General features: G+C 52.1%; 18 protein-coding genes. 12 read left to right on the forward strand and 6 right to left on the reverse strand.

Annotated elements, in window-relative coordinates:
• The first annotated feature begins 117 nt into the window (after positions 1-117).
• From argC to QZ310_RS08980, 5 genes are all read left to right on the forward strand, one after another.
• On the forward strand, positions 118-1,089 hold the full coding sequence (argC, locus tag QZ310_RS08960; protein WP_297072162.1) for an N-acetyl-gamma-glutamyl-phosphate reductase: 972 nt from the start codon (positions 118-120) through the stop codon (positions 1,087-1,089).
• Between the two features lie 103 nt (positions 1,090-1,192).
• Complete coding sequence (locus QZ310_RS08965; RefSeq protein WP_297072163.1) at positions 1,193-2,221, forward strand: porin; 1,029 nt, start codon at positions 1,193-1,195, stop codon at positions 2,219-2,221.
• 37 nt (positions 2,222-2,258) lie between these two features.
• Positions 2,259-3,461 carry a nucleoside recognition domain-containing protein gene (locus tag QZ310_RS08970; protein WP_297072164.1) on the forward strand — a complete coding sequence of 401 codons (1,203 nt, stop codon included), beginning with the start codon at positions 2,259-2,261 and terminating at the stop codon, positions 3,459-3,461.
• Between the two features lie 97 nt (positions 3,462-3,558).
• Entirely contained in the window at positions 3,559-4,125 is a 567-nt protein-coding gene (locus QZ310_RS08975) for a carbonic anhydrase (RefSeq protein WP_297072165.1), read from the forward strand.
• Between the two features lie 272 nt (positions 4,126-4,397).
• Positions 4,398-5,381: a hypothetical protein gene (locus QZ310_RS08980; protein ID WP_297072166.1), complete on the forward strand. Its 984-nt coding sequence runs from the start codon at positions 4,398-4,400 to the stop codon at positions 5,379-5,381.
• Between the two features lie 245 nt (positions 5,382-5,626).
• Here the strand turns inward: QZ310_RS08980 and QZ310_RS08985 are convergent, their stop codons facing one another.
• From QZ310_RS08985 to QZ310_RS08995, 3 genes are all read right to left on the reverse strand, one after another.
• The gene (locus QZ310_RS08985; protein WP_297072167.1) at positions 5,627-5,905 is read right to left on the reverse strand and encodes a type II toxin-antitoxin system YafQ family toxin; all 279 of its coding nucleotides are present in this window, start codon (positions 5,903-5,905) and stop codon (positions 5,627-5,629) included.
• A complete protein-coding gene (locus QZ310_RS08990; RefSeq protein ID WP_297072168.1) occupies positions 5,902-6,138 on the reverse strand; it encodes a hypothetical protein in 237 nt (78 codons plus the stop codon). The genes QZ310_RS08985 and QZ310_RS08990 overlap by 4 nt, the downstream gene beginning before the upstream one ends.
• Positions 6,139-6,486: 348 nt before the next feature.
• Positions 6,487-6,711, reverse strand: coding sequence for a hypothetical protein (locus QZ310_RS08995; RefSeq protein ID WP_297072169.1), 225 nt, complete (start codon positions 6,709-6,711; stop codon positions 6,487-6,489).
• A gap of 16 nt (positions 6,712-6,727) precedes the next feature.
• On the opposite strand from QZ310_RS08995, the gene QZ310_RS09000 reads away from it, so the two are divergent.
• Complete coding sequence (locus tag QZ310_RS09000; RefSeq protein ID WP_297072170.1) at positions 6,728-9,469, forward strand: DNA gyrase/topoisomerase IV subunit A; 2,742 nt, start codon at positions 6,728-6,730, stop codon at positions 9,467-9,469.
• A gap of 214 nt (positions 9,470-9,683) precedes the next feature.
• On the opposite strand, the gene QZ310_RS09005 is transcribed toward QZ310_RS09000, so the two are convergent.
• Entirely contained in the window at positions 9,684-10,901 is a 1,218-nt protein-coding gene (locus tag QZ310_RS09005) for an MFS transporter (RefSeq protein ID WP_297072171.1), read from the reverse strand.
• 330 nt (positions 10,902-11,231) lie between these two features.
• Here QZ310_RS09005 and QZ310_RS09010 point away from each other — a divergent pair, with 330 nt between their 5' ends.
• The 6 genes from QZ310_RS09010 to QZ310_RS09035 all read left to right on the forward strand — a co-directional run bounded on the left by QZ310_RS09010 (position 11,232) and on the right by QZ310_RS09035 (position 19,717).
• Positions 11,232-12,416 carry an efflux RND transporter periplasmic adaptor subunit gene (locus tag QZ310_RS09010; protein ID WP_297072172.1) on the forward strand — a complete coding sequence of 395 codons (1,185 nt, stop codon included), beginning with the start codon at positions 11,232-11,234 and terminating at the stop codon, positions 12,414-12,416.
• A gap of 79 nt (positions 12,417-12,495) precedes the next feature.
• Positions 12,496-15,876, forward strand: a complete 3,381-nt coding sequence (locus QZ310_RS09015) for an efflux RND transporter permease subunit (RefSeq protein ID WP_297072173.1) — start codon at positions 12,496-12,498, stop codon at positions 15,874-15,876.
• 42 nt (positions 15,877-15,918) lie between these two features.
• On the forward strand, positions 15,919-17,304 hold the full coding sequence (locus QZ310_RS09020; RefSeq protein WP_297072174.1) for a TolC family protein: 1,386 nt from the start codon (positions 15,919-15,921) through the stop codon (positions 17,302-17,304).
• Between the two features lie 385 nt (positions 17,305-17,689).
• Positions 17,690-18,478, forward strand: a complete 789-nt coding sequence (gene lpxA, locus QZ310_RS09025; protein WP_297072175.1) for an acyl-ACP--UDP-N-acetylglucosamine O-acyltransferase — start codon at positions 17,690-17,692, stop codon at positions 18,476-18,478.
• A gap of 204 nt (positions 18,479-18,682) precedes the next feature.
• Positions 18,683-19,240, forward strand: a complete 558-nt coding sequence (locus tag QZ310_RS09030; protein WP_297072176.1) for a low molecular weight protein-tyrosine-phosphatase — start codon at positions 18,683-18,685, stop codon at positions 19,238-19,240.
• A 3-nt stretch (positions 19,241-19,243) separates the two neighbouring features.
• Complete coding sequence (locus tag QZ310_RS09035) at positions 19,244-19,717, forward strand: cytidine deaminase (protein WP_297072177.1); 474 nt, start codon at positions 19,244-19,246, stop codon at positions 19,715-19,717.
• Positions 19,718-19,969: 252 nt separating this feature from the next.
• Here QZ310_RS09035 and QZ310_RS09040 read toward each other — a convergent pair whose 3' ends face one another.
• Positions 19,970-20,950, reverse strand: a complete 981-nt coding sequence (locus QZ310_RS09040) for a PhoH family protein (protein ID WP_297072178.1) — start codon at positions 20,948-20,950, stop codon at positions 19,970-19,972.
• Between the two features lie 288 nt (positions 20,951-21,238).
• Positions 21,239-22,138: a DUF6048 family protein gene (locus QZ310_RS09045; protein ID WP_297072179.1), complete on the reverse strand. Its 900-nt coding sequence runs from the start codon at positions 22,136-22,138 to the stop codon at positions 21,239-21,241.
• Between the last annotated feature and the right edge of the window lie 8 nt (positions 22,139-22,146).

Genomic DNA, 22,146 nt, shown 5'->3' on the forward strand with positions numbered 1-22,146 from the left:
GGAATGCACGGACATACATGATATGCAATGTATGCCGTCTTCTCTCCTGATGTCCTTTTGCGCTTACACCATAAATCATCCATCCTTCACCTTAAAACCACCACCATCTCCTTTGCCATGATAAAAGTAGGAATCATCGGAGGTTCGGGCTATGCAGCCGGCGAACTCATCCGCATACTCATAAATCACCCTGATGTGGAGCTCAAATGGGTCCACTCCCGCACGGTCGGAGGGCAGCGCATCGTCGATGTCCATCAAGGACTCCACGGCGAGATTGACATGAACTTCTCAAGCAATTTCGATCTGAAGAACATCGACGTGCTCTTCTGCTGCCGTCCCGCCGGGAAGACCAAGGAGTTCATCGAAACCCACACCATCCCCGAAGACCTGAAAATCATCGACCTCGCACGCGACCACCGCATCGAGGACGGGACGCATGACTTTGTCTATGGCCTGTCGGAACTCAACCGCAAGCCAATGGTGCGCGGAGCCAAGCATGTGGCCAATCCAGGCTGTGTTGCTATGGCAGTCGAGCTTTCGCTCATGCCTCTCGCCAAGAACCTCCTGCTCAACTCCGACATCCACACGACAGTCATCACGGGAGCCACAAGCGAAGGTGCCGAACATCGTCCGACGACCCACTATGCATGGCGCAACGACAACATGGTCGTCTACCGTCCTTTCGCCCACACCCAGATGCCCGAGATTCTTCAGGCCATCAAGGAAATGCAGCAAAGCTTCAACTCCAAGATACATATCCTCCCGATGCGCGGCTGCTTCTCGCGCGGCATCATGGCTGTCAGCTATCTCGACTGCTCCCTTGAACTTCCCGAAATCATCAAACTGTATTCGGACTATTTCTCTGACCACAACTTCACCTTCATCACCTCGAAGATTCCTGACCTCAAGGATGTGGTCAACACCAACAAATGTATCATCCATCTCGACAAAATCGACGGTAAAGTGCTCATCACAGCCGTCATCGACAACCTTCTCAAAGGTGGAGCCGGCAACGCTGTCCACACCATGAACCTCCTTTTCGGCCTTCAGGAAACCACAGGCCTCACCATGAAACCCGCCGCATTCTAATCATCCCTCTATCACCGCCCTCTCTCCTCTTTCTCCCCATTTCATCCTTACCACGATTTCACTGATTACCCTGATAATCACATATAGTTAACCTTATTTTCTTATGAAATCCATTTTCTGCACAGCCATGCTCATGGCCTTGTGCACTGCTTCGGCTATGGGGGCCGACAACCGCGACGAGATCATACGTCTCGACGTGGATGCCCGTCTTGACTACCAACGTGACTGGAATGACGGTCACACCGTCAGTGACAACACCGGTTTCGAAGGCAAGTATCTCGTCATACGCGTCGACGGAAACATCACCGGCAACCTGTCCTATTCATGGCGACAGCGCCTCAACAAGAACCACAACGACGGTTCTTTCTTCGACGCGACCGACTGGGTCTATCTCAACTACGACATCAACCGCTGGTCACTTTCGGCGGGAAAGCAGGTTGTGGCCATCGGCGGTTGGGAATATGACCGCGCGCCCATCGACCTCTATGGCTGCTCGGTGTTCTGGAACAACATCCCATGCTACCAGATTGGAGCTTCGGCAGCCTACAGGCTTACTGATTCCGACCGTCTGTCGTTTCAGTTCTGCGAAAGTCCTTTCTTCCGCTCTGACTACCGCGACATGTATGCCTACAACCTGATGTGGAGCTCAACCCACGGCATATACTCATCGCTCTGGTCGGCCAACCTCATCGAGTATGCTCCTGACCGCTACATCTCTTATCTTGCCCTTGGCAACCGCTTCTCATTCGGGAAGGTAGCACTCGAACTTGACCTCATGAACCGCGCGGCCTCACGTCAGGCCTTCTTCTTCAAAGACTGGTCCGTCATGGCTGAACTCTCTTATCGTCCGACGGCTAAATGGAACCTCCACGTCAAGGGAACCTACGACCGCAACGCCACTACGACAGATGCCGACCTCTGTGTCCTTTCCGGCACCAAAATGACTATGGTCGGCGGAGGACTCGAATACTTCCCGCTCGCCAACTCCAACCATACCCTGCGCGTACATGCGAATTGCTACTACTCTACAGGCACAAACGCCAATACTGCCGATGTCATGCAAGACAAGACAGTCCTTTTTGACCTCGGAGTCAAGTGGACAATGAACATCCTCTCGCTCAAACGCAAATAATATCATCTGAATCAACCACGACAAACACAACCCACCCATGGAAACACCTATGAATGTCAACGAACCGCAGCCACAAGCCGCTCCTGCCAAACCGGAGAAGCGCAGTGGAGGAATCTCGCGCTATATCCCGACCGGTGTGCCCTGTCTACTGATAGTAACGGGATTGTTCTACTATCTCGGCTCGGTCATGGGACTTCCCAACATGCTCAACACCATCATGCACACCGCGCATGACCTCCTCATCAACACCGTTTTCTACCTCATGGGTATCTGCGTTGTCACCGGTGCGATCGGACGCCTGTTTGTGGAATTCGGCGTTGTCAGCCTGCTCGAAAAGCTTCTGCGCCCCCTCATGGGTCCTCTGTTCCGTCTGCCGGGCGTGGCCTCGCTCGGTGCGGTCATGACCTTCCTGAGCGACAACCCCGCCATCATATCGCTCTCTCAGGACAAGCGTTTCAGCCGTTACTTCAAGAAATTCCAATACATCTCACTGACCAACTTCGGAACAGCCTTCGGCATGGGACTGCTTGTGATGGTCTTCATGGTCGGACAGGGCTACTATCTCGCTCCATTCATCGGCCTCATAGGTGCGGCCTGCGGTTGCATCGTGTCGACCCGACTCATGCAGCGCTTCGTCATAAAAGCCTATCCGAATTTCGAGACTGAGAATGTGATAGACGATGAAATCGCCGAAGAAGAGGCTGAGAAAGCAGAAACAAAATCGCTCCCCATCCGTATTCTCAACGCCCTCCTTGACGGCGGACGCACAGGTGTCGATGTCGGCATCGCCATCATCCCTGGTGTGCTCATCATCTCCACTCTCGTGATGATCCTCACTTTCGGTGCATCGGCATCAGGCGAATATACCGGCGGCGCCTACGAAGGCGTGGAACTCCTCCCGTGGCTTGCCCAGAAAATCAACATCGTGTTTGAATGGCTTTTCGGTTTCACAGACCCGCACCTCGTTGCCTTCCCCATCACAGCCCTCGGTGCCGTCGGAGCCGCCCTCAGCCTTGTCCCCAACTTCATTTCGCAGGGATGGATTGACGGAAACGCCATAGCCGTATTCACCGCCATAGGAATGTGTTGGAGCGGCTATCTCAGCACCCACACCGCCATGCTCGACTCGCTCGGCTATCGCGAACTCACAACCAAGGCAATCCTCGCTCACACAATCGGAGGCATCTTCGCTGCCGTAATCGCCCACTGCCTCTACATGTTCGTGACAATTTTCCTCTGATACATCCGTTAAACATATTGACTATCTCCCGTCAGCCCTATTTGACCAAAGCGTCCGATAGGGCTGACAAGCAAATAGAATCTTATCACTTACAACTATGATTGACGAAATTATCAAATTCAACCGCGAATTCGTGGCCTCTGAAGGCTATCGCCGCTTCGAGACCTCAAAGTATCCCGACAAGCGCATTGCAATCGTGACATGTATGGACACCCGCCTGGTCGAACTCCTCCCCGCAGCCCTCGGACTCAGGAACGGAGATGTCAAGATGATAAAGAATGCCGGAGGCACAATCACCAACCCCTTCGACTCCACCATGCGTTCGCTGCTTGTGGCTGTCTACGAGCTTGGAGTCAATGAAGTCATGGTCATCGGCCACACCGGATGCGGAGTGCAGGGCATGGATGCCGAGGAGATGCTCCACCTCATGCGCGAACGCGGTATTGACGAAGAACATATCTCACTCATGCGCCACTGTGGCATAGACCTCAACAGTTGGCTTCACGGCTTCACCAACACAGCCGATGCCGTTGCTGAAACCGTCGACCTCATCCGCAACCATCCACTGATGGCAAAAGATGTGCGCGTCGCAGGCTATATCATGAATTCAACCACCGGCCTCCTCTCCAGTCTCAGCGAGGAGCAAGAGGACCGAGAAAGCTGACAAGACCGGCAAGGCAAGCCGGACAAATATCCGAATGGTACAATAAGTCCCCTGTCATCAGATAAAATCATATAAATTTCGAAACTATTGAAAATAAAAGCTGAAAAAGAGTTTTATTTTCAAAATATTTTGTAATTTTGCCCGCATCAAAAATACAATAATTACCACGATTCATAAAAAAGGCGTCCTCCGGAGCCCAAAGAAAAATATAGAGGTTTTATCCGACTAACTTTTACAAAATATAATACCATTCATCCTTAAATTTTATTTTTATGAAGAAAATCTTTACTCTCGCAGCCGTGGCTTGCATGGCATGGTCAGTAAACGCCCAGGAAATCTGGAAAGCAGCCGACTATAACCTTGAAAACGCAACTCTCGAAACCCTGACTCAAGGTATCTATGGGGGTGGCACAGCTGATGCTCCTGACACTTCTATTCCTTCTTCACTCAAAACTTCGACTATCGTAGTGAAGGTTAACGGCGTTACCATGACCGGTGAATCAACCCCCAATGGTGACAAGAAGATCGAAACCGCTGCCAGCGCATGGCAACTTAAAGGTTCTGTAGACGGTAATGACGCTCTCATTGTTGAGGGATGCACCCCTCAATTCTCTCAATACCTCATGGGTCAGGGCAATCCCGAAGCACTCCATTGGGAATTCGATGAGGAAACAGATAATGGAACAGCTCACCGCGTTTTTGGCTCCTATTGGGAACCCGGAATGGACATGCCTGCAAAGGGCGCATACTGGAAATTTGATGTAGCTTCCGCCGGTTCACTTAAAATTGCATTTTTTGGAAACAAGAATGCTAATCCCACCTATATCGTAGACGCTGCAACCAAACAGCCTATCCCCAACACAGACATCGACGTAGCGATTTTCTATCAGAACACCGGATTTGTGTTTGAAGGCAATGTTGACGACGGCGATGCCAAATATCTCAACGTAGGCAAGATGCCCGAAGATTATGTCATCCAACACACTAACGGCATCACTCAGAATCGTCAGATTCTCGGTTATCTGACCTTCCCCGTAGAAGCTGACAAAACATACTATGTATTCAACACTAAGAGCCAGGTTGGCCTCTATGGTTTCGAATTCACTGCAAAGGGTGGCGACTCTGCTATCGACAGCATCATAGCTGACGACACCCTCAACCCCGATGCTCCCATCTACAATGTCCTCGGCCAGCGTGTGACCAAAGACTACAAGGGCATCCTCATCCAGAACGGCAAGAAGTTCATCAACAAGTAATATCACTTGTCAAGAACGAGGTTATCCCTCCGGGACAACCATCAAAAAATAGACAATCTCCAATAAATAAGGAGTCCGGCACAAACCGGACTCCTTATTTATTTTCTCATACACCCACCCATCCAACATAGCCAATTGACAGACAAGCGGTCGCCCTGTAGGGACGCTTTTCAAAGCGTCCGCAACAGCATAGAAATAAAAACCGGAAATATAAAATCCGCCAATAAAACAAACCTGGCGATTGATCAACCGAACAAATCGCTGTGCGAGCCGGTGTCGAGCATCAGCAACACCAGTTCAGTATCGTTCTGCTCCCATATCAGAAGCCAATCAGGCTGGATATGACACTCCCAGCAGCCATCATAGTCACCCGAGAGCTTATGAGGACGATACTGAGGAGGAAGAGAACCGGATTCCTTAAGCAATTCATAAACGGTCTTCAATTTAGATAAATCAAGGCCACGTTTGACACACTTCTTTAAAGCTTTGTCAAACCTTTTAGTTGTAAGGACTGAATAGCTCATTTCATCACATGCGCCAAAAGTTCGTCAAAAGAATCAAAAGGACCTGAGACCCTCCCCTCCCTCACATCCTCGAGGGCTTCATCGAGGCCACATTTAGCCTTCTTTTCCTTCTTGGCCAAAGCCACGGCTTTCTTCTTGGCCGGTGCGATGGAGACACCATTGAAAGCCTTGACCACTTTTTTCAGTGTGGGCAACACGGAGGGGTCGGAAATATTCAATACAAGCTGAGTCATAATCTTTAGTTGTTAATCGGTGAATACCACACATCTTTTTGCAAAGATAGCGCATTTCCATAAAAGTTAAAGCATTTCATTAATAGATTACATAAAATTCACTGACGGATTAAATCCTTCACTTATAGTTTAAACACATTCCACCAACAGTTAAAGTCAATCCTCAGCAATATAACAATTATAACGCTCCTCAACCGCCACCCGGACTCAAGATTCAAAAAAATTAACTCATCCCACAGCCAAAAGCCAAAACTCCATTCGGGTAGGTATAAAAAAAGAATTGATTGTCTCTCGACAACCAATCTTAGTTAACCTTAAATCTAATACCATGAAAAACACATTGCAAAGTTAAGCACTTTCCGCATACCCCACAAATTTTTCAGCAACAAAATGCTTGATTTTAACATATTTTTTAGCATTATCGTCATTTTTAAAGCAAACTTGATGGTTTTTGGGCGAAAACAGCACCTTTTCGTAGCAATTTGCCACAATCAGACAGCCGACCGACAAGACATCCTTCCGCCGAAAAATCAAACTATAGGAAAAACGAGGATTTTTTTGTACTTTTGCCATAGAAAAACAATGATTTATGAGCGAGGACACCTTTCCTACGGATGCCATGGAGGATAACGAAGGCCTTGTGCCGGAAAACAATTCACCCGGACATTCCGAAAACTTCGACCCCAAGATTATAGTCGACACGACCAACGACACAATCCGCCATCAGTTGCGCGGCATGTATCAGAGCTGGTTCCTCGACTATGCGAGCTATGTGATTCTTGAGCGCGCCGTCCCCAATATCGAGGACGGCCTCAAACCCGTGCAGCGACGCATACTCCATTCGATGAAACTTCTCGACGACGGTCGCTTCAACAAAGTGGCCAACATCGTCGGCAACACCATGCAGTTTCACCCTCACGGCGACGCGTCAATCTACGAAGCCCTCGTGCAACTCGGTCAGAAGGAACTCCTCGTCGAGACACAGGGAAACTGGGGTAACACGCTCACAGGCGCAGGTGCCGCCGCAGGCCGTTACATCGAAGCCCGTCTCTCGCAATTCGCCCTCGACGTGGTCTATAATCCCAAGGTCACCGAATGGACCCTCAGCTACGACGGCCGAAAGAAAGAGCCAGTAACCCTCCCCGTAAAATTCCCCCTCCTTCTCTCGAAAGGCGCCGAAGGTATCGCCGTAGGTCTCTCATCAAAAATCCTCCCCCATAACTTCAACGAAATCATTGACGCAGCCATCGCCTATCTCCGTGGCGAGGAATTCACCCTCTACCCCGACTTCTTCACCGGAGGCTCGATTGATGTGTCGCGCTACAACGACGGCGAACGTGGCGGCGTGGTGAAAATCCGTGCCAAAATCGAGAAAATCGACAACAAGACCCTCGCCATCACTGAAATCCCTTACGGCAAGACGACCGCGACGCTCATCGAGTCCATTGTCAAGGCCCAGGAAGCCGGAAAGATAAAGATCCGCTCCGTTGTCGACAACACCGCACAGACCGCCAACGTGATCGTCTACCTCCTGCCCGGAACATCGAGCGACAAGACCATCGACGCGCTCTATGCATTCACCGACTGCGAGGTGTCCATCTCACCCAACTGTTGCGTCATCTCCGACAACAAGCCCCATTTCATCGGCGTAAGCGACGTCCTGCGCCACAACGTAGACCGCACCCGCGACATCCTTGAAGCCGAACTCAAAATACAGCTCGGAGAAGTGCGCGAGCAGCTCCACTTCGCATCACTCGAACGCATCTTCATCGAGGAACGAATCTATAAGGACAAGGGCTATGAGGAAAGCGAGAACCGCGAACAGGCGATAGCCCACATCCGCGGCCGCCTCGAAAAATTCAAAGACATCTTCATCCGCGAAATCACCGACGATGACATCACCCGTCTCTTCGAGATAAAGATGGGCCGAATCCTGAAATTCAACGTGGCCAAGTGTGAGGAACAGATAGCCGCCTACCATGAGCGCATAGCCGACCTCAACTCTAAGCTCGACAACCTCACCGCCTACACCATCGGCTGGTACGAGAATCTGAAATACAAATACGGCGATGCCTACCCGCGCATGACCGTCATCCGCAACTTCGACAACATCCAGGCAGCCTCCGTAGCCGAAGCCAACGAGAAACTCTACATCGACCGGGAAGAAGGCTTCATCGGCACCTCGCTCAAGAAGGATGAATACCTCTGCAACTGTTCCTCAATCGACGACATAATCATCTTCTACAAGGATGGCCGCTACAAAGTGGTCAAGGTGCAGGAAAAGATGTTTGTCGGCAAAGGAATCATACATGTCGACGTGTTCAAGCGCAACGACAAGCGCACTGTCTACAATGTCATCTACCAGAACGGCAAGGGTGGCACTTACTACATGAAACGCTTCTTCGTCACCGGTATCACCCGCGACAAGGAGTACAACCTGACCCCCGGTGAGCCGGGCAGCCGCGTCTGCTGGTTCACTGTCAATCATAACGGTGAAGCCGAGGTTGTCAAAGTCACCCTCAAACCCAAACTGCGCCTGAAAACCCTTCAGTTTGATGTCGATTTCTCCGAACTTGCCATCAAGGGGCGCAGTGCCATGGGCAATATCGTCACCCGCAATGAAGTACACCGCTTCTCGCTCAAAGCAGCCGGACGCTCGACCCTCGGTGGACGCGACGTGTGGTTCGACCCGGATGTCATGCGCCTCAACTATGACGGACGCGGCGACTATCTCGGCGAATTCAACAGCGGCGACCTTGTATTGGTCATACAGAAGAACGGCGAATACTATACTTCCACTTTCGACGCATCAAACCACTACCCCGACAATATCCTACGCATCGAGAAATTCGCGCCCCACAAAGTCTGGACCGCCATTCTCAACGATGCCGACCAGAAATTCCCCTATATCAAACGCTTCACCTTTGAACCGTCGGCCAAGACGCAGCGCTATCTCGGCGAAAACGAGAAATCGCAGCTCCTGCTGCTCAGCGACGAGCCTGGATTGCGCGTGGAGGTGACTTTCGGAGGTGCCGACTCATTCCGTCCGGCTATGGAGGTAGTGGCCAAGGACTTTATCGCTGTCAAATCATTCAAGGCCAAAGGCAAGCGCCTAACCACCTTCGAAATAGACACCATCACCGAACTCGAACCTGTCAGCACGGACGAGAACGATGATGACGACGAAACATCCGGCTCTGAAAACACCGCCTCGACCGATGGCAACGGCGACAATCCCGGCGATCAGCCCTCGGGCACTCCAGCTATCGAGCCCGAACGCAGCGACGACGAAATCCGCGACGAACTCACCGGCCAGCAACGCCTCTTCTAACCCCAACCATTGCATATAAGGGCAAATAAGAGAAGGGCACATAAGGACAAAAGACCAGAAGGGACATAAGTTTTTCCGTCAATCGAAGAATATGAATAACAAAACTTCGAAATGATGAAAAAATTTTATGTCCCTTCTGGCCTTTTGTCCTTATGTACCCTTCCGGCAGTGCTTTTATTCTTATGTGCCTTCCGGCAGTTCTACATTGAGTAGATTAAGCCGGGAGCGATTTTTTCTTAAGATTCGGGAGGAAAGCAGCGACGATGCCAAGCAGCGGAGTGTAGGCACAGAAATTGTAGACGGCCTCGATGCCATATCGGTCAGCAAAATCACCAAGCACAGCCGATGCGATACCACCCACGCCGAAAGCAAAGCCGAAGAACAGACCCGAAATCATACCGAGCTTGGTCGGAAGAAGTTCCTGGGCATAAAGAAGTATGGCAGGGAAAGCCGACGACAGCATGAAGCCCGCACAGAAGCTCAACACCACCGTCATTGCCAGACCGACATGAGGCATGAGCAAGGAGAACGGAGCTGTGCCGAGAATCGACACCCATATCACAGCCTTGCGGCCGTAACGGTCACCGACCGGGCCTCCGACAAGGGTACCGGCTGCAGTCGAGACAACAAACACAAAGAGAAACACCTGCGAAAGCGACACCGACACCCCGAAACGGTCGATAAGATAGAAAGTATAGTAGCTCGACAGACTCGCCATATAGATATACTTCGAGAAAATCAGCACGATAATTACGCATATAGTAAATATAGTATATGCGCGCGACAGAGGCAGATGAGCCTTATGCTCCTCGCGGACCTCACGCGAACGGAGGTCACGGAGATAGCCTGCATACCAACGGCAGATTGGCCTCATGGCCCAGAAGCAGATGAAAGCGAAAATCAGGAAGAAAGCCACATAGCGGCGGTCGTGGGGTGCGACAATAAGCGCGACGAGCAGCGGACCGATCGAACCGCCGAAATTTCCGCCAACCTGAAAGACCGACTGGGCAAAGCCCCTGCGCTGACGGCCTGCAAGCGAAGTGATGCGCGATGCCTCCGGATGGAGTGTGGCCGAACCGATTCCGACCATGAAAACAGCGACAAGAATACCGGTAAGGGTGGTGCAGAATGCAAAAAGCACGATACCGATGGCAGTGGAACACATACCCATCGGCAGACTCCACACAAAGGGACGGCGGTCAAAGGCATAGCCCACAACCGGCTGAAAAATCGAAGCCGCAAGCTGATAGACAAGCGTGATGAGACCGATTTCGGCAAAATTGATTCCCAGATCAGCCTTGAGCATGGGATAGACCGCAGTGATCACCGACTGGAGCAAATCATTAAGACAATGGGCGGCACTGAGTGCAAGAAGGACGTGGAACGTCGGCATCTTCGTCAGCCCGCGCAATTTCTGAAAGAAAGTGGCCATGATGATTGATTTATTTGATTCGGGGTGCAAAGGTAAGGAGAATTTACTAAGCCGACAAATCGCCGTCGGCCACCCATTTAAAATCCTTCACCCTGCTTAAAAGCCTTCGGGTAAATCAGCTCAGAGAAGCGCTAACTATACGGAATAACGTCATAAATTCAATGTCACCGTCCTCTTTCAATTGGTCAAAAACAGAACAAATGAGGGGCTTTTCGCTAATTTTACATTTTTTATTGTTACATTTTTCGCTTATTGCCCAAATCATTGGTAACTTTGCATATTAAATTCCCGAAAATAATATAAAAATAGGTATAATTAGTAACGAAAAGAATGACAATGAAATCCATCGCGTTATCGAAAAGCGGCATTGGAATCATGCTCGCAGCCGTGGCCTTGTTTCCCTCATGCTCGAAACAGCAGCAGCAAATGCAGGCCCCCGCACCCGAAATCGCAACAATTACCCTGACTCCACAGTCGGCTGATCTGCAATCTACATTCCCGGCGACCATCAAGGGTAAGACCGACATCGACATCCGTCCCCAGGTGACAGGATTCATCACCAAAGTCCATGTTGACGAAGGACAGCGTGTCCACAAGGGACAAGTCCTCTTCACTCTCGACCAGGTTACATTCCAGGCTGCCGTTGACCAGGCCAAAGCCGCTGTCAACAATGCCCAGACCGCTGTCAACACAGCCAAAATGACTGCCGACAACAAAAAGAAACTCTTCGACAAAAACATCATCAGCGAATACGAATATCAGCTCTCCCAGAACTCTCTCGCACAGGCACAGGCTCAGCTCGCCAACGCCAAGGCAGCTCTGGCATCCGCTCAGAAAAACCTCGCCTACACAGTTGTGACCGCTCCCAGCGACGGCGTTGTCGGCACAATCCCCAACCGTGAAGGTTCGCTCGCCTCACCCTCTTCGGCCCAGCCCCTCACAACTGTCAGCGACAACTCTCAGGTCTACGCTTACTTCTCGCTCACCGAGAACGACCTCCTCAACCTTGTCGGTGAAGGAGAGCGTACAATGGATGCCGCCATCAAGGCTATGCCCGAAGTGCAGCTCCGCATGAGCGACGGCTCGATTTACCCCTACACCGGCAAGGTTGCCACCGTTTCGGGTGTCATCGACAACGCTACAGGTTCTTCAAGCGTCCGCGCCCTCTTCAACAACCCCAACGGCGTTCTCCGCAGCGGTGCCACAGGCCAGATAATCCTTCCCGACAACAAGGAAGCTGTCATCGTTATCCCCCAGAAGGCCACATTCGAGCTTCAGGACCGTCGCTTCGTCTATGTTGTCAACGACTCCAACAAGGTTGTTTCAACCCCTATCACTGTTGAAGCCAACAACGATGGCAAGAACTTCGTGGTCAACACCGGTCTCCAGTCTGGCCAGCGCATCGCCATCGAAGGTGTCGGCACCAAACTTCAGGACGGCATGACCATCAACCCCGTCGCTCCCAAGACCGATGCGGCTCCCGCTGAAGCCGCTCAGGCTCCCGCAGCAAAATAAAAAACATTAATTCATTCACATTTCTATCAGCCGGTTCCAACCTCCAACCTCCGGCTGAACAACGAATAAAGAATCAGTAATGAAATTAGATACTTTCATCAACAGGCCGGTGCTGTCGACGGTGATTTCAATCTTCATCGTCCTTCTGGGTCTTATCGGACTTTTCGCACTTCCCGTGACCCAGTTCCCTGACATCGCACCGCCGACAATCCGCGTGTCAACCACCTATACCGGTGCAAACGCGCAGGCCGTGCTCAACTCCGTGATTGCACCTCTTGAAGAATCAATCAACGGTGCGGAAGGCATGACCTACATGGAATCAACCGCAACCAACACCGGCTCGGCTGACATCACTGTCTACTTCGAACAGGGCTTCAACCCCGACATGGCAGCCGTCGACGTCCAGAACCGTGTGGCAAAGGCCCAGAACCTCCTCCCGGCCGAAGTTACCCAGGTAGGTGTGCTCACCCAGAAGCGTCAGACCTCGATGCTCCTCATGGTGGCTCTCTACGATGAATCGGGCAACTACACTCAGGAGTTCCTCGACAACTACGCCAAAATCAACATGATTCCGCAGTTGCAGCGTGTGTCAGGTGTGGGCGACGTCATGAGCTTCGGTGCCGACTACTCGATGCGTATCTGGCTCAAGCCCGAGGTGATGGCACAGTATGGACTCATCCCGACCGACATCTCCTACGCTCTCGCCGAGCAGAACATCGAGGCTGCCCCCGGTGCCTTCGGCGAACAGGGCGACCAGAGCTTCCAGTACACAATGAAGTATAAAGGCCGTCTCGTGACCCCCGAACAGTTCGAGGACATCGTCGTTTCGGCCAAGCCCACCGGCGAGGTACTCCGCCTCGGCGACGTGGCAGATGTCGAGCTCGGACGTGTGACCTACGGTTTCTCCAACTCACTCAACGGCTACGCCTCAACAAGCTGTATCGTCTTCCAGACAGCAGGCTCCAACGCAACCCAGATCATCAACGACTGTCTCAAGGTGGTCGACAGCATGAAGAAAGACCTCCCCGCAGGTCTCGCCATCGCAGTCCCGATGAACAACAACGACTTCCTTGACGCTTCAATCCACGAGGTTATCAAGACCCTCATCGAGGCATTCATCCTCGTGTTCTTTGTGGTATATGTATTCCTCCAGGATATCCGCTCCACCATCATCCCCGCAATCGCCATCCCCGTGGCTCTCGTGGGTACCTTCTTCTTCATGAACCTCATCGGGTTCTCGCTCAACCTCATCACTCTCTCGGCTCTCGTCTTGGCGATTGCGATTGTGGTCGACGACGCGATTGTGGTCGTCGAGGCGGTCCATGCCAAACTTGACGTAGGATACAAGAGCGCACGAAAGGCATCAATCGATGCGATGGGCGAAATCGGCGGTGCCATCATCTCGATTACCCTCGTCATGATGCTCGTGTTCATCCCCGTGTCGTTCATGTCGGGAACAACAGGTGTGTTCTACCGTCAGTTCGGTCTCACCATGGCAATCGCCATCGGTCTTTCGGCCTTGAACGCCTTGACCCTCTCACCGGCGCTTTGTGCGGTATTCCTCAAAGGTCACGACGACAACTCCTCTCTCAAGGACCGCATGGGCAAAGCCTACGGGGCTGCAGCCGATGCTGTCAAGGGTCAGGCTAAACGTCGTTTCACCCTCAACATGCCCCCGCTGGTGACATTTGCCTTCCTCGCCGCAACCATCACATTCATGGTACTCGGCTGGTACAACACCGAACACCCCGTCCAGCTCATCATCGCTTCCGTTGTTGCCGTCATCACCATCCTCGGCATCTTCAACAAGCGTTTCCACCAGGGATTTGAAAAGGGCTTCAACCGCGTGTTGAAACTCTACAACAAACTCACCACATTCTTCATCAACCACAAGATCACCTCATTTGCCATCGTTGCCGCAGCTGTCGCAATCCTCGTATGGCTCATGAGCATCACAACATCCACCCTCGTTCCGAGCGAGGATACCGGTACGCTCTTCTGTATGGTCGACATGCCCCCGGGAACTTCACAGGAACGCACCGACGAAGTCCTTGACCAACTCGACAAAATCCTCGCACAGGTACCCGAAATCGAGTATCGCCAGAAAATTTCAGGCTATAGCTTCCTCGCCGGTCAGGGTGCCACCTACGGTACATTCATCCTCAAGCTCAAACACTGGGAAGACCGTAAGGAAGCCACTCAGACTTCCGACGCAATCCTCGGCAAGCTCTACGGCATGACATCGGCCATCAAGGACGGACGTGTGATGATCTTCGCTCCCCCTATGATTACCGGTTACTCCATGACCAACGGTTTCGAGCTCAAGATGCAGGACAAGACAGGCGGCGACATCAACGACTTCTTTGCCGTTGTCCAGGGCTTCCTCGCAAAACTCAACCAGCAGCCTGAGGTCCAGATGGCCTACACCACCTTCAACCCGACCTTCCCGCAGTACATGATTGACATCGACGCTGCAAAGGCCAAGCAGGCAGGTCTCTCGCCCAAGGACATCCTCACCACGCTTCAGGGTTACTATGGCGGTATGTATGTCTCCAACTTCAACCGTTTCGGTAAAATCTACCGTGTGATGATGCAGGCCAACCCCGAATCCCGCGTAAGCCCCGAGACACTTTCGTCAATCAAGGTGCGCAACGGCAAGGAGATGGCATCGCTCTCGAACTTCGTCACCCTGACCAAGATTTACGGTCCTGACCTTCTCAACCGATTCAACATGTTCCAGTCAATCTCCGTGACCGGTCAGCCCGCTCCCGGCTACACCTCCGGTGACTGTCTTGCCGTCATCGAGCGCGTCGCTGCCGAGACTCTTCCTGCCGGCTTCGGCTATGAGTACTCCGGTATGACCCGTGAGGAGGCTTCGACAGGCGCAGGTTCGACAACAGCCGTCATCTTCGGCCTCTGTCTCCTCTTCGTCTACCTGCTCCTCTCGGCACAGTATGAGAGCTACATCCTCCCCTGGGCCGTTATCTTCTCGATTCCCTTCGGTCTCATGGGCACATTTATCTTCGCCCAGATCTTCGGCATCTCCAACAACATCTACCTCCAGATCGCGCTCATCATGCTCATCGGTCTTCTTGCCAAGAACGCCATCCTTATCGTTGAGTTCGCTGTTGAACGCCGCCGCACTGGTATGTCGATTGTCAATGCCGCCATCCAGGGTGCCACCGCCCGTCTCCGTCCTATCCTCATGACCTCGCTTGCGATGATTATCGGTCTTCTCCCGATGATGTTCGCGACAGGTGCAGGTGCAAACGGTAACCGCGCCCTCGGTGCAGGTTCAATCGGAGGTATGCTCATCGGTATGATTCTCCAGGTGCTCATCGTGCCTGCCCTCTTCGTCATCTTCCAGAAGATTCAGGAGAAGATTACTCCGCTCAAGTGGGAAGACACCGACAATGAAGGCATCGAGAACGAAATCGAGCAGTACACTCCCTCCCACTAAACCAATCCTCCAACTGTTTTTCATCAGTTAACATCCCACTCAATGAAAATCAAGAATTTTTCACTTATCCTTGCAGCCGGACTGAGCGTGACAGCGCTCAGCGGTTGCGGGATTTATCAAAAATACGACGCTAAGAAAATCGACAGTCAACTCGTCAAGGAGTATGCCGAGGCTCTTAAGATTCAGGACGATTCGACTGCATTCGGCAATCTCTCGTGGCGCGCAGTCTTCACCGATCCCGCTCTCGTCGACCTCATCGACCGCGCTCTCGCTGCCAACAAGGACCTCCGCAACGCCAAGCTCAACGTCGACATCGCCCACGCTCAGCTCAAGGGTGCCAAACTGAGCTACCTCCCCTCGCTCACATTCTCGCCCAACGGCGCAGGCGCCAAGTATGCAAGCAACGACTTCAACTGGACCTACCAGCTCCCTCTCGCCGTCAACTGGGAAATCGACGTGTTCGGCAAACTCCTCAACTCCAAGCGTGGCGCACAGGCTGCCGAGCTTCAGGCCCGTGCCTATGAGCAGGCTGTACGTTCGCAGATAATCGCAGGTGTCGCCCAGTGCTACTACTCGATTGCAGCTCTTGAAGCACAACTCAAACTTTCACGCGAGACCTCCGAACTCTGGAAAGAGAGCGTTCAGGTGATGCGCAACCTCAAGGAAGCCGGCCGTCTGAGAGAGGATGCCGTTGTCCAGAGCCTTGCCCAGTACTACAGCATCGAGGCTTCCATCACCGACATCGAAATGTCGCTCCACGAGGCCAACAACACCATGTCGCTCCTGCTCAATCAGATGCCACAGAAGTGGACAATCTCCCCCGAGGCATCCATCAATGTTCCGGTCATGAAGCGCACAGCCATCCCCATGGCCGAGCTTGCTGTCCGTCCTGATGTCCGCGCCTCTGAAATGTCGCTTGCCTCGGCCTTCTATTCGACAGCTTCCGCCCGTGCAGCCTTCTACCCGAGCATCAACATCACTGCCAACGGTGGTTTCACCAACCTCCTCGGCTCATTCGTGCAGAACCCCGGCGACTGGTTCATCCAGCTTGCAGGAAGCCTCACCGCTCCCCTTTTCGCCCGCGGTCAGAACATCGCCCGTCTTGAAGCGGCAAAGGCTCAGCAGCAGCAGGCCCTCAACAACTTCGAATACACCATCATGAGCGCTGCCGCCGATGTGAGCGACGCCATGACCGTCTATGAGAAGAGCGTACAGAAGCAACAGTGGCTCACCCTTCAGGTAGAGAATCTCGAAAAATCGGTTGAAATCACCAACGAACTCCTCCTCTTCGACGGTTCGACAACCTATCTCGAAGTCCTCACTGCCCAGAAGAACCTTCTTGCTGCCCAGACCGCACAGATCACTACAAACCTCACCACCGCCCGTTCGATCATCAACCTCTACCAGAACCTTGGCGGCGGCCGATAATTAGAGTGTGTCCAAAAAGAAATGTTAATACGAGGGTCCCGTATTTCGGAGAGGATTTTGTGCTGCAGTTGAAGGAGTGTACTTGATGTACACGACTGAGACAAAGCACAAAATACACCCGAAAGACGGGAGGCTGAGGTAACTTTCACAGACATATTCTATGTAATCGATAAATTTAGAATCATTAATTAAATATGTGTGAATTGATAATTGATAACCCTGCACGACCACTCTTTGGCGCTTTTTTCTTAACTCTGCGGTCGAGTGGCAAAGGCCACACTCCCTTATCGTTAAGAAAAAATCTCTCAAAGATTGGTCGCCCTCGTGTTAACATTTATTTTTAGACACACTCTTACAATCTGCTAACACCTTTAAACCAACCATCATGATTAGCGACAAAGCACATATCGACCCCTCGGCCAAAATCGGCGAGAACGTCACCATCCATCCCTTCGCCTACATTGACAAGGACGTGGAAATCGGCGACAACACTGTCATCATGCCCTTTGCAAGCATCATCCGCGGCACCCGCCTCGGCAAAAACTGCAAGGTCTATCAAGGAGCCATCGTCGGAGCCGACCCTCAGGATTTCCGCTGGAAAGGTGGTTTCACCTACTGCTTCGTCGGTGACAATGTGGTGATCCGTGAGAATGTCATCATCAACCGTGGCATCAACACCGAAGGCGGCACACGCATCGGTTCCGGTTCCTTCCTCATGGCCAACTCCCATGTCGGCCATGACTCCCACCTCAAGGGCAAGGACGTAATCGGCAACAACGTGTCCATCGCAGGCGATGTCGAGATTGGCGAATGTACCATTCTCTCGTCAAGCGTGGTCGTGCATGAGAATTCCCGCATCGGCGACTGGGTGCTCGTCAAGGGTGGCTGCCGCATCACCGGCAACGTGCCCCCCTTCTGCATCATGGCCCACAACCCGACTGCATATTTCGGTGTGAACGCGACAATCCTCCGCCGTCAGGGCATCAAGGAGGAGCGCATCGACGACATCGCAAAGTGTTATCGCCACATCTATCAGACAGGCACATCGGTGTTCAACGCCCTCCAGCGTATCGAAGCCGACGTGGAACCTACTCCAGAACGCGACAACATCCTTGAATTCATCCGCGACTGCAAACTCCGCATCGTAGCCATCCCCAAGGATCTTGAAGACTAAGAGGCAGTCTGAAAACCTCCCTCTGACATCTTCAAGCCAACCCGAAGGTTAGTAGTTATAACTGAAGGCGTCTCTGCAAGCCACAACGGCTGCGGAGACGCTTTTTTCAACGTTTCCTCGGACTTAAGCGTTAAATTTATTACTTTTGTAAATCTCCCGACTCCACCTCTCTCCGTAAATCACCTTCAAAACCAAACAACCGTCATGACAGACAAGAATACCGAACGACATATCAGCGAACTCATAGCCTCACGCAAGGATGAAGGGCCACTGCGCGTACTCTTCGTATGCCTCGGCAACATCTGCCGCTCACCCGCAGCCGAAGGTATCATGCGCGACCTCGTCGAGCGCGAAGACAAGCCTGCCAACTGGGTCATTGACTCTGCCGGAACCGGCCGTTACCATATCGGCGACCTCCCCGACCGCCGTATGCGTGTCCATGCCCGTCAGCGTGGATTGGAGCTTACTCACCGCGCACGTCAGGTCGACGTCGAGGATTTCAACGACTTTGACCTGATTGTGGCTATGGATGCCTCCAATGCCTCCAATCTCCGTCAGCTCGCTCCATCGGTCGAGGCTGCACGCAAGGTTATCCCTATGGCTGCATTCTTCTCTAAAGGAGCCCGCTACGACTATGTCCCCGACCCATACTATGAAGGTTCCGAGGGCTTCGAGCTTGTCCTCGACCTTCTCGAAGACGGTTGCCGCAACCTCCTCAATCTCGCAACCACCGGCAAGAATTCTTACCAACAATATAATTGACCAATGAAAACTTTCGACATCGTAATTCCCGTCAAGGAAGCGCATTTCGACGAACTCTCCCCCCTCTGGCAAGAGCTCGTCACGACAGCGCGCAAGGCCACATACCGCAGCTATGCCCCCTATAGCAAATTTCACGTCGGCGCAGCCATCGCACTCTCCAACGGTGAGATTGTCAGCGGCTCCAACCAGGAAAACGCCGCCTATCCCTCCGGCACATGCGCCGAACGCACAAGCGCCTTCTATGCCCATTCGACCTATCCCGACGCACGCTTCACAGCCATAGCGATTGCAGCCCGCGGAACTGACGGGAATGAGCTCCAATCCCCCATCTCACCCTGCGGAGCCTGCCGTCAGGTGCTCCTTGAATATGAGACCCTCGCCGGAGAAGATGTCCCGGTCCTCCTCGCAGGCAAAGAACGCATATTCATCTTCCCCTCCGTCAAATCCCTCCTCCCCTACTGCTTCTCCGAATTCTAATCCCACGCCCTCGTGTTTGAGGGAAAGGCACATCAAGACAAAGAAGGGTACACAAAGAAGGGTACATAAAGACAAAAGGGCATAAGAAACATAAGATTTTTTCAGTTTATCGTGAAGCTGAAATCTTTTCTGTCAATATTTCGACTGAAAACTTTCAACCAAACAAATAGCTGAAAAAATCTTATGTTTCTTATGCCCTTTTGTCCTTATGTGCCCTTCCATCGCATAGACGGAGGACGTGGCAAGGGAGGTTTATTCTTCCTCCGAAGGGGTGTTTTCTTTCTTTTCCTCCTGCTGCTCCTTGTCGAAGAGGTTGTAGGCATCGACGATGCGTTGCACGAGGGCATGGCGGACGATGTCCTTCTTTCCGAACTCGATTCTGCCGATACCGGGCACATCCTTCAGCACCTTCAGAGCTTGAATCAGACCCGATGTGACTGACCTGGGAAGGTCAATCTGCGTAGCATCGCCGGTGATTATCATCTTGGCATTCATGCCAAGACGGGTGAGGAACATCTTAATCTGCTGCACGGTGGTGTTCTGCGCCTCATCGAGAACGATGACCGCATCGTTAAGCGTACGGCCACGCATGAACGCGAGGGGAGCTATCTGGATGACGTTGGTCTCCATGTACTCCTTCAACTTAACCGCCGGAATCATATCCTCCAGCGCATCGTAGAGCGGTTGCAGATATGGGTCAATCTTGTCCTTCATGTCACCCGGAAGGAAACCGAGCTTCTCGCCGGCCTCGACAGCCGGACGCGAAAGGATGATTTTGCGCACCTCACGATTTTTGAGCGCGCGCACCGCGAGGGCTATCGCAAGATATGTCTTGCCGGTACCCGCAGGGCCAAGCGCGAAGGTAAGATCATTCTCTCGCACGGCCTTCACCATGAGAGCCTGATTGGTGTTGCGCGGACTGATAGGCTTACCGTTGATACCGTAGATGATGACATCATCATTCTTGGGAGTCTCGGGCGACTTACCCTTGACAATGTCGAGAATCACCTCTTCGGTAAGCTTATTGTACTTGATACAATACTCCTCCAGTTCCTTGATGCGTTTCTCGAACTCAGCAGTCTCATGGTCATCACCGATGACCTTGATCACCGACCCGCGAGCAGCCATCCGGAGCTTCGGGAAGAGATTGCGTATAAGCTGCATATTGCAGTTATTGACACCGTAAAAACTGACCGGGTCAACATTATCAATGATTACAATTCTTTCGATCATGTGATGAGTTTTTAGGGAGGGGTAGGAGTTTTGAGTTGTGAGTTGTTAGTTTTGAGTTGTGGGTTGCCAGTTTTGAGTTGTCAGTTGCGGGTTGCCAGTTGGGAGTTGCGGTGGTCAGCCTTGAATTGCAGGTCACAAGCAGTTATCTGCCGGATGCCATCAGCTAAAATTAAAAGCCAAAGGCCAAAGGCTAAAAACTCAAAACTAAAAACTCAAAACTAAAAACTCAAAACTATTATCTATACTCTATACTTTATACTCTATACTAAGCGAGCTGACAAGCTCGCTCTATAAACTACTAACCTCCGGCTCTTTCTTTTTGTTTAGCGGAATGGTATACATTAGCGAAAAACTTCCTGTCATGGTCGATCCGCGCTTGCCATAGCCGGGAATAAACATCGGCTTACCAACCGCACTCTTCGTCTCGTGGAGGATTGAATGGTAGATGATATTCCATCCGAGCGACCACGACTTGAACACCTTCACCTTCAGTCCGAAGGTAAGCTCGAAGTAACCGGCCGTCGACTTCTGGTCAGGAATTGTGAAATGCGACGGATCGCCCCAATATCCTTCATCGACAGTCACGTCATCCACTCCCCACTTATAGTTCGTGAAACCGTAGCGCATTCCCACCTGCAACTTATAATCAGGATTGGAATTATAGAAAAAATTATACGACGCACCGATCTTGACGTAGGGCGACACCGGAGTTCGGAACGTGAAATTCATATCGTCGGGCGTGTCGTTGCAGTTATCGAAACCGATTGCGAGAAACGGGAAATAACGGTTGTGGAGACTCACCTCAGCCCATACGTCACCGAGTCCATAGTGGGCACCGGTGGCGCGCATCAGGGCGTTCCAGAGATTCACACCGACAATCACTTCATGAAGCAACGGATACTCCATCTTCGGAGGTGCAGCAAGCAGAGTCGAGTCGACAAACTCCTTGCCGGTCACAGTGTCGACAAGCACCACATTTCCGTTGGCATCCGGCATCTCCACCAGTCGGCTGCGGTCAATCTTCTTCTCCCGCTCCACGTTAGGAGTGGTGCCGGGAGCGGAGGGCTGCACGGGGGTCACACGTCGCTGGGCCGACATCTGCAGACCGACCGCGGCCACTATCAGCAGCGCCAGCAGTCTTGCCGACGGCGCGAGTATGGAATATATATTATGTAGGGTTCTGATCATTTCTATCG

Source organism: uncultured Duncaniella sp. (genome assembly GCF_910577345.1).
GTDB lineage: Bacteria > Bacteroidota > Bacteroidia > Bacteroidales > Muribaculaceae > Duncaniella.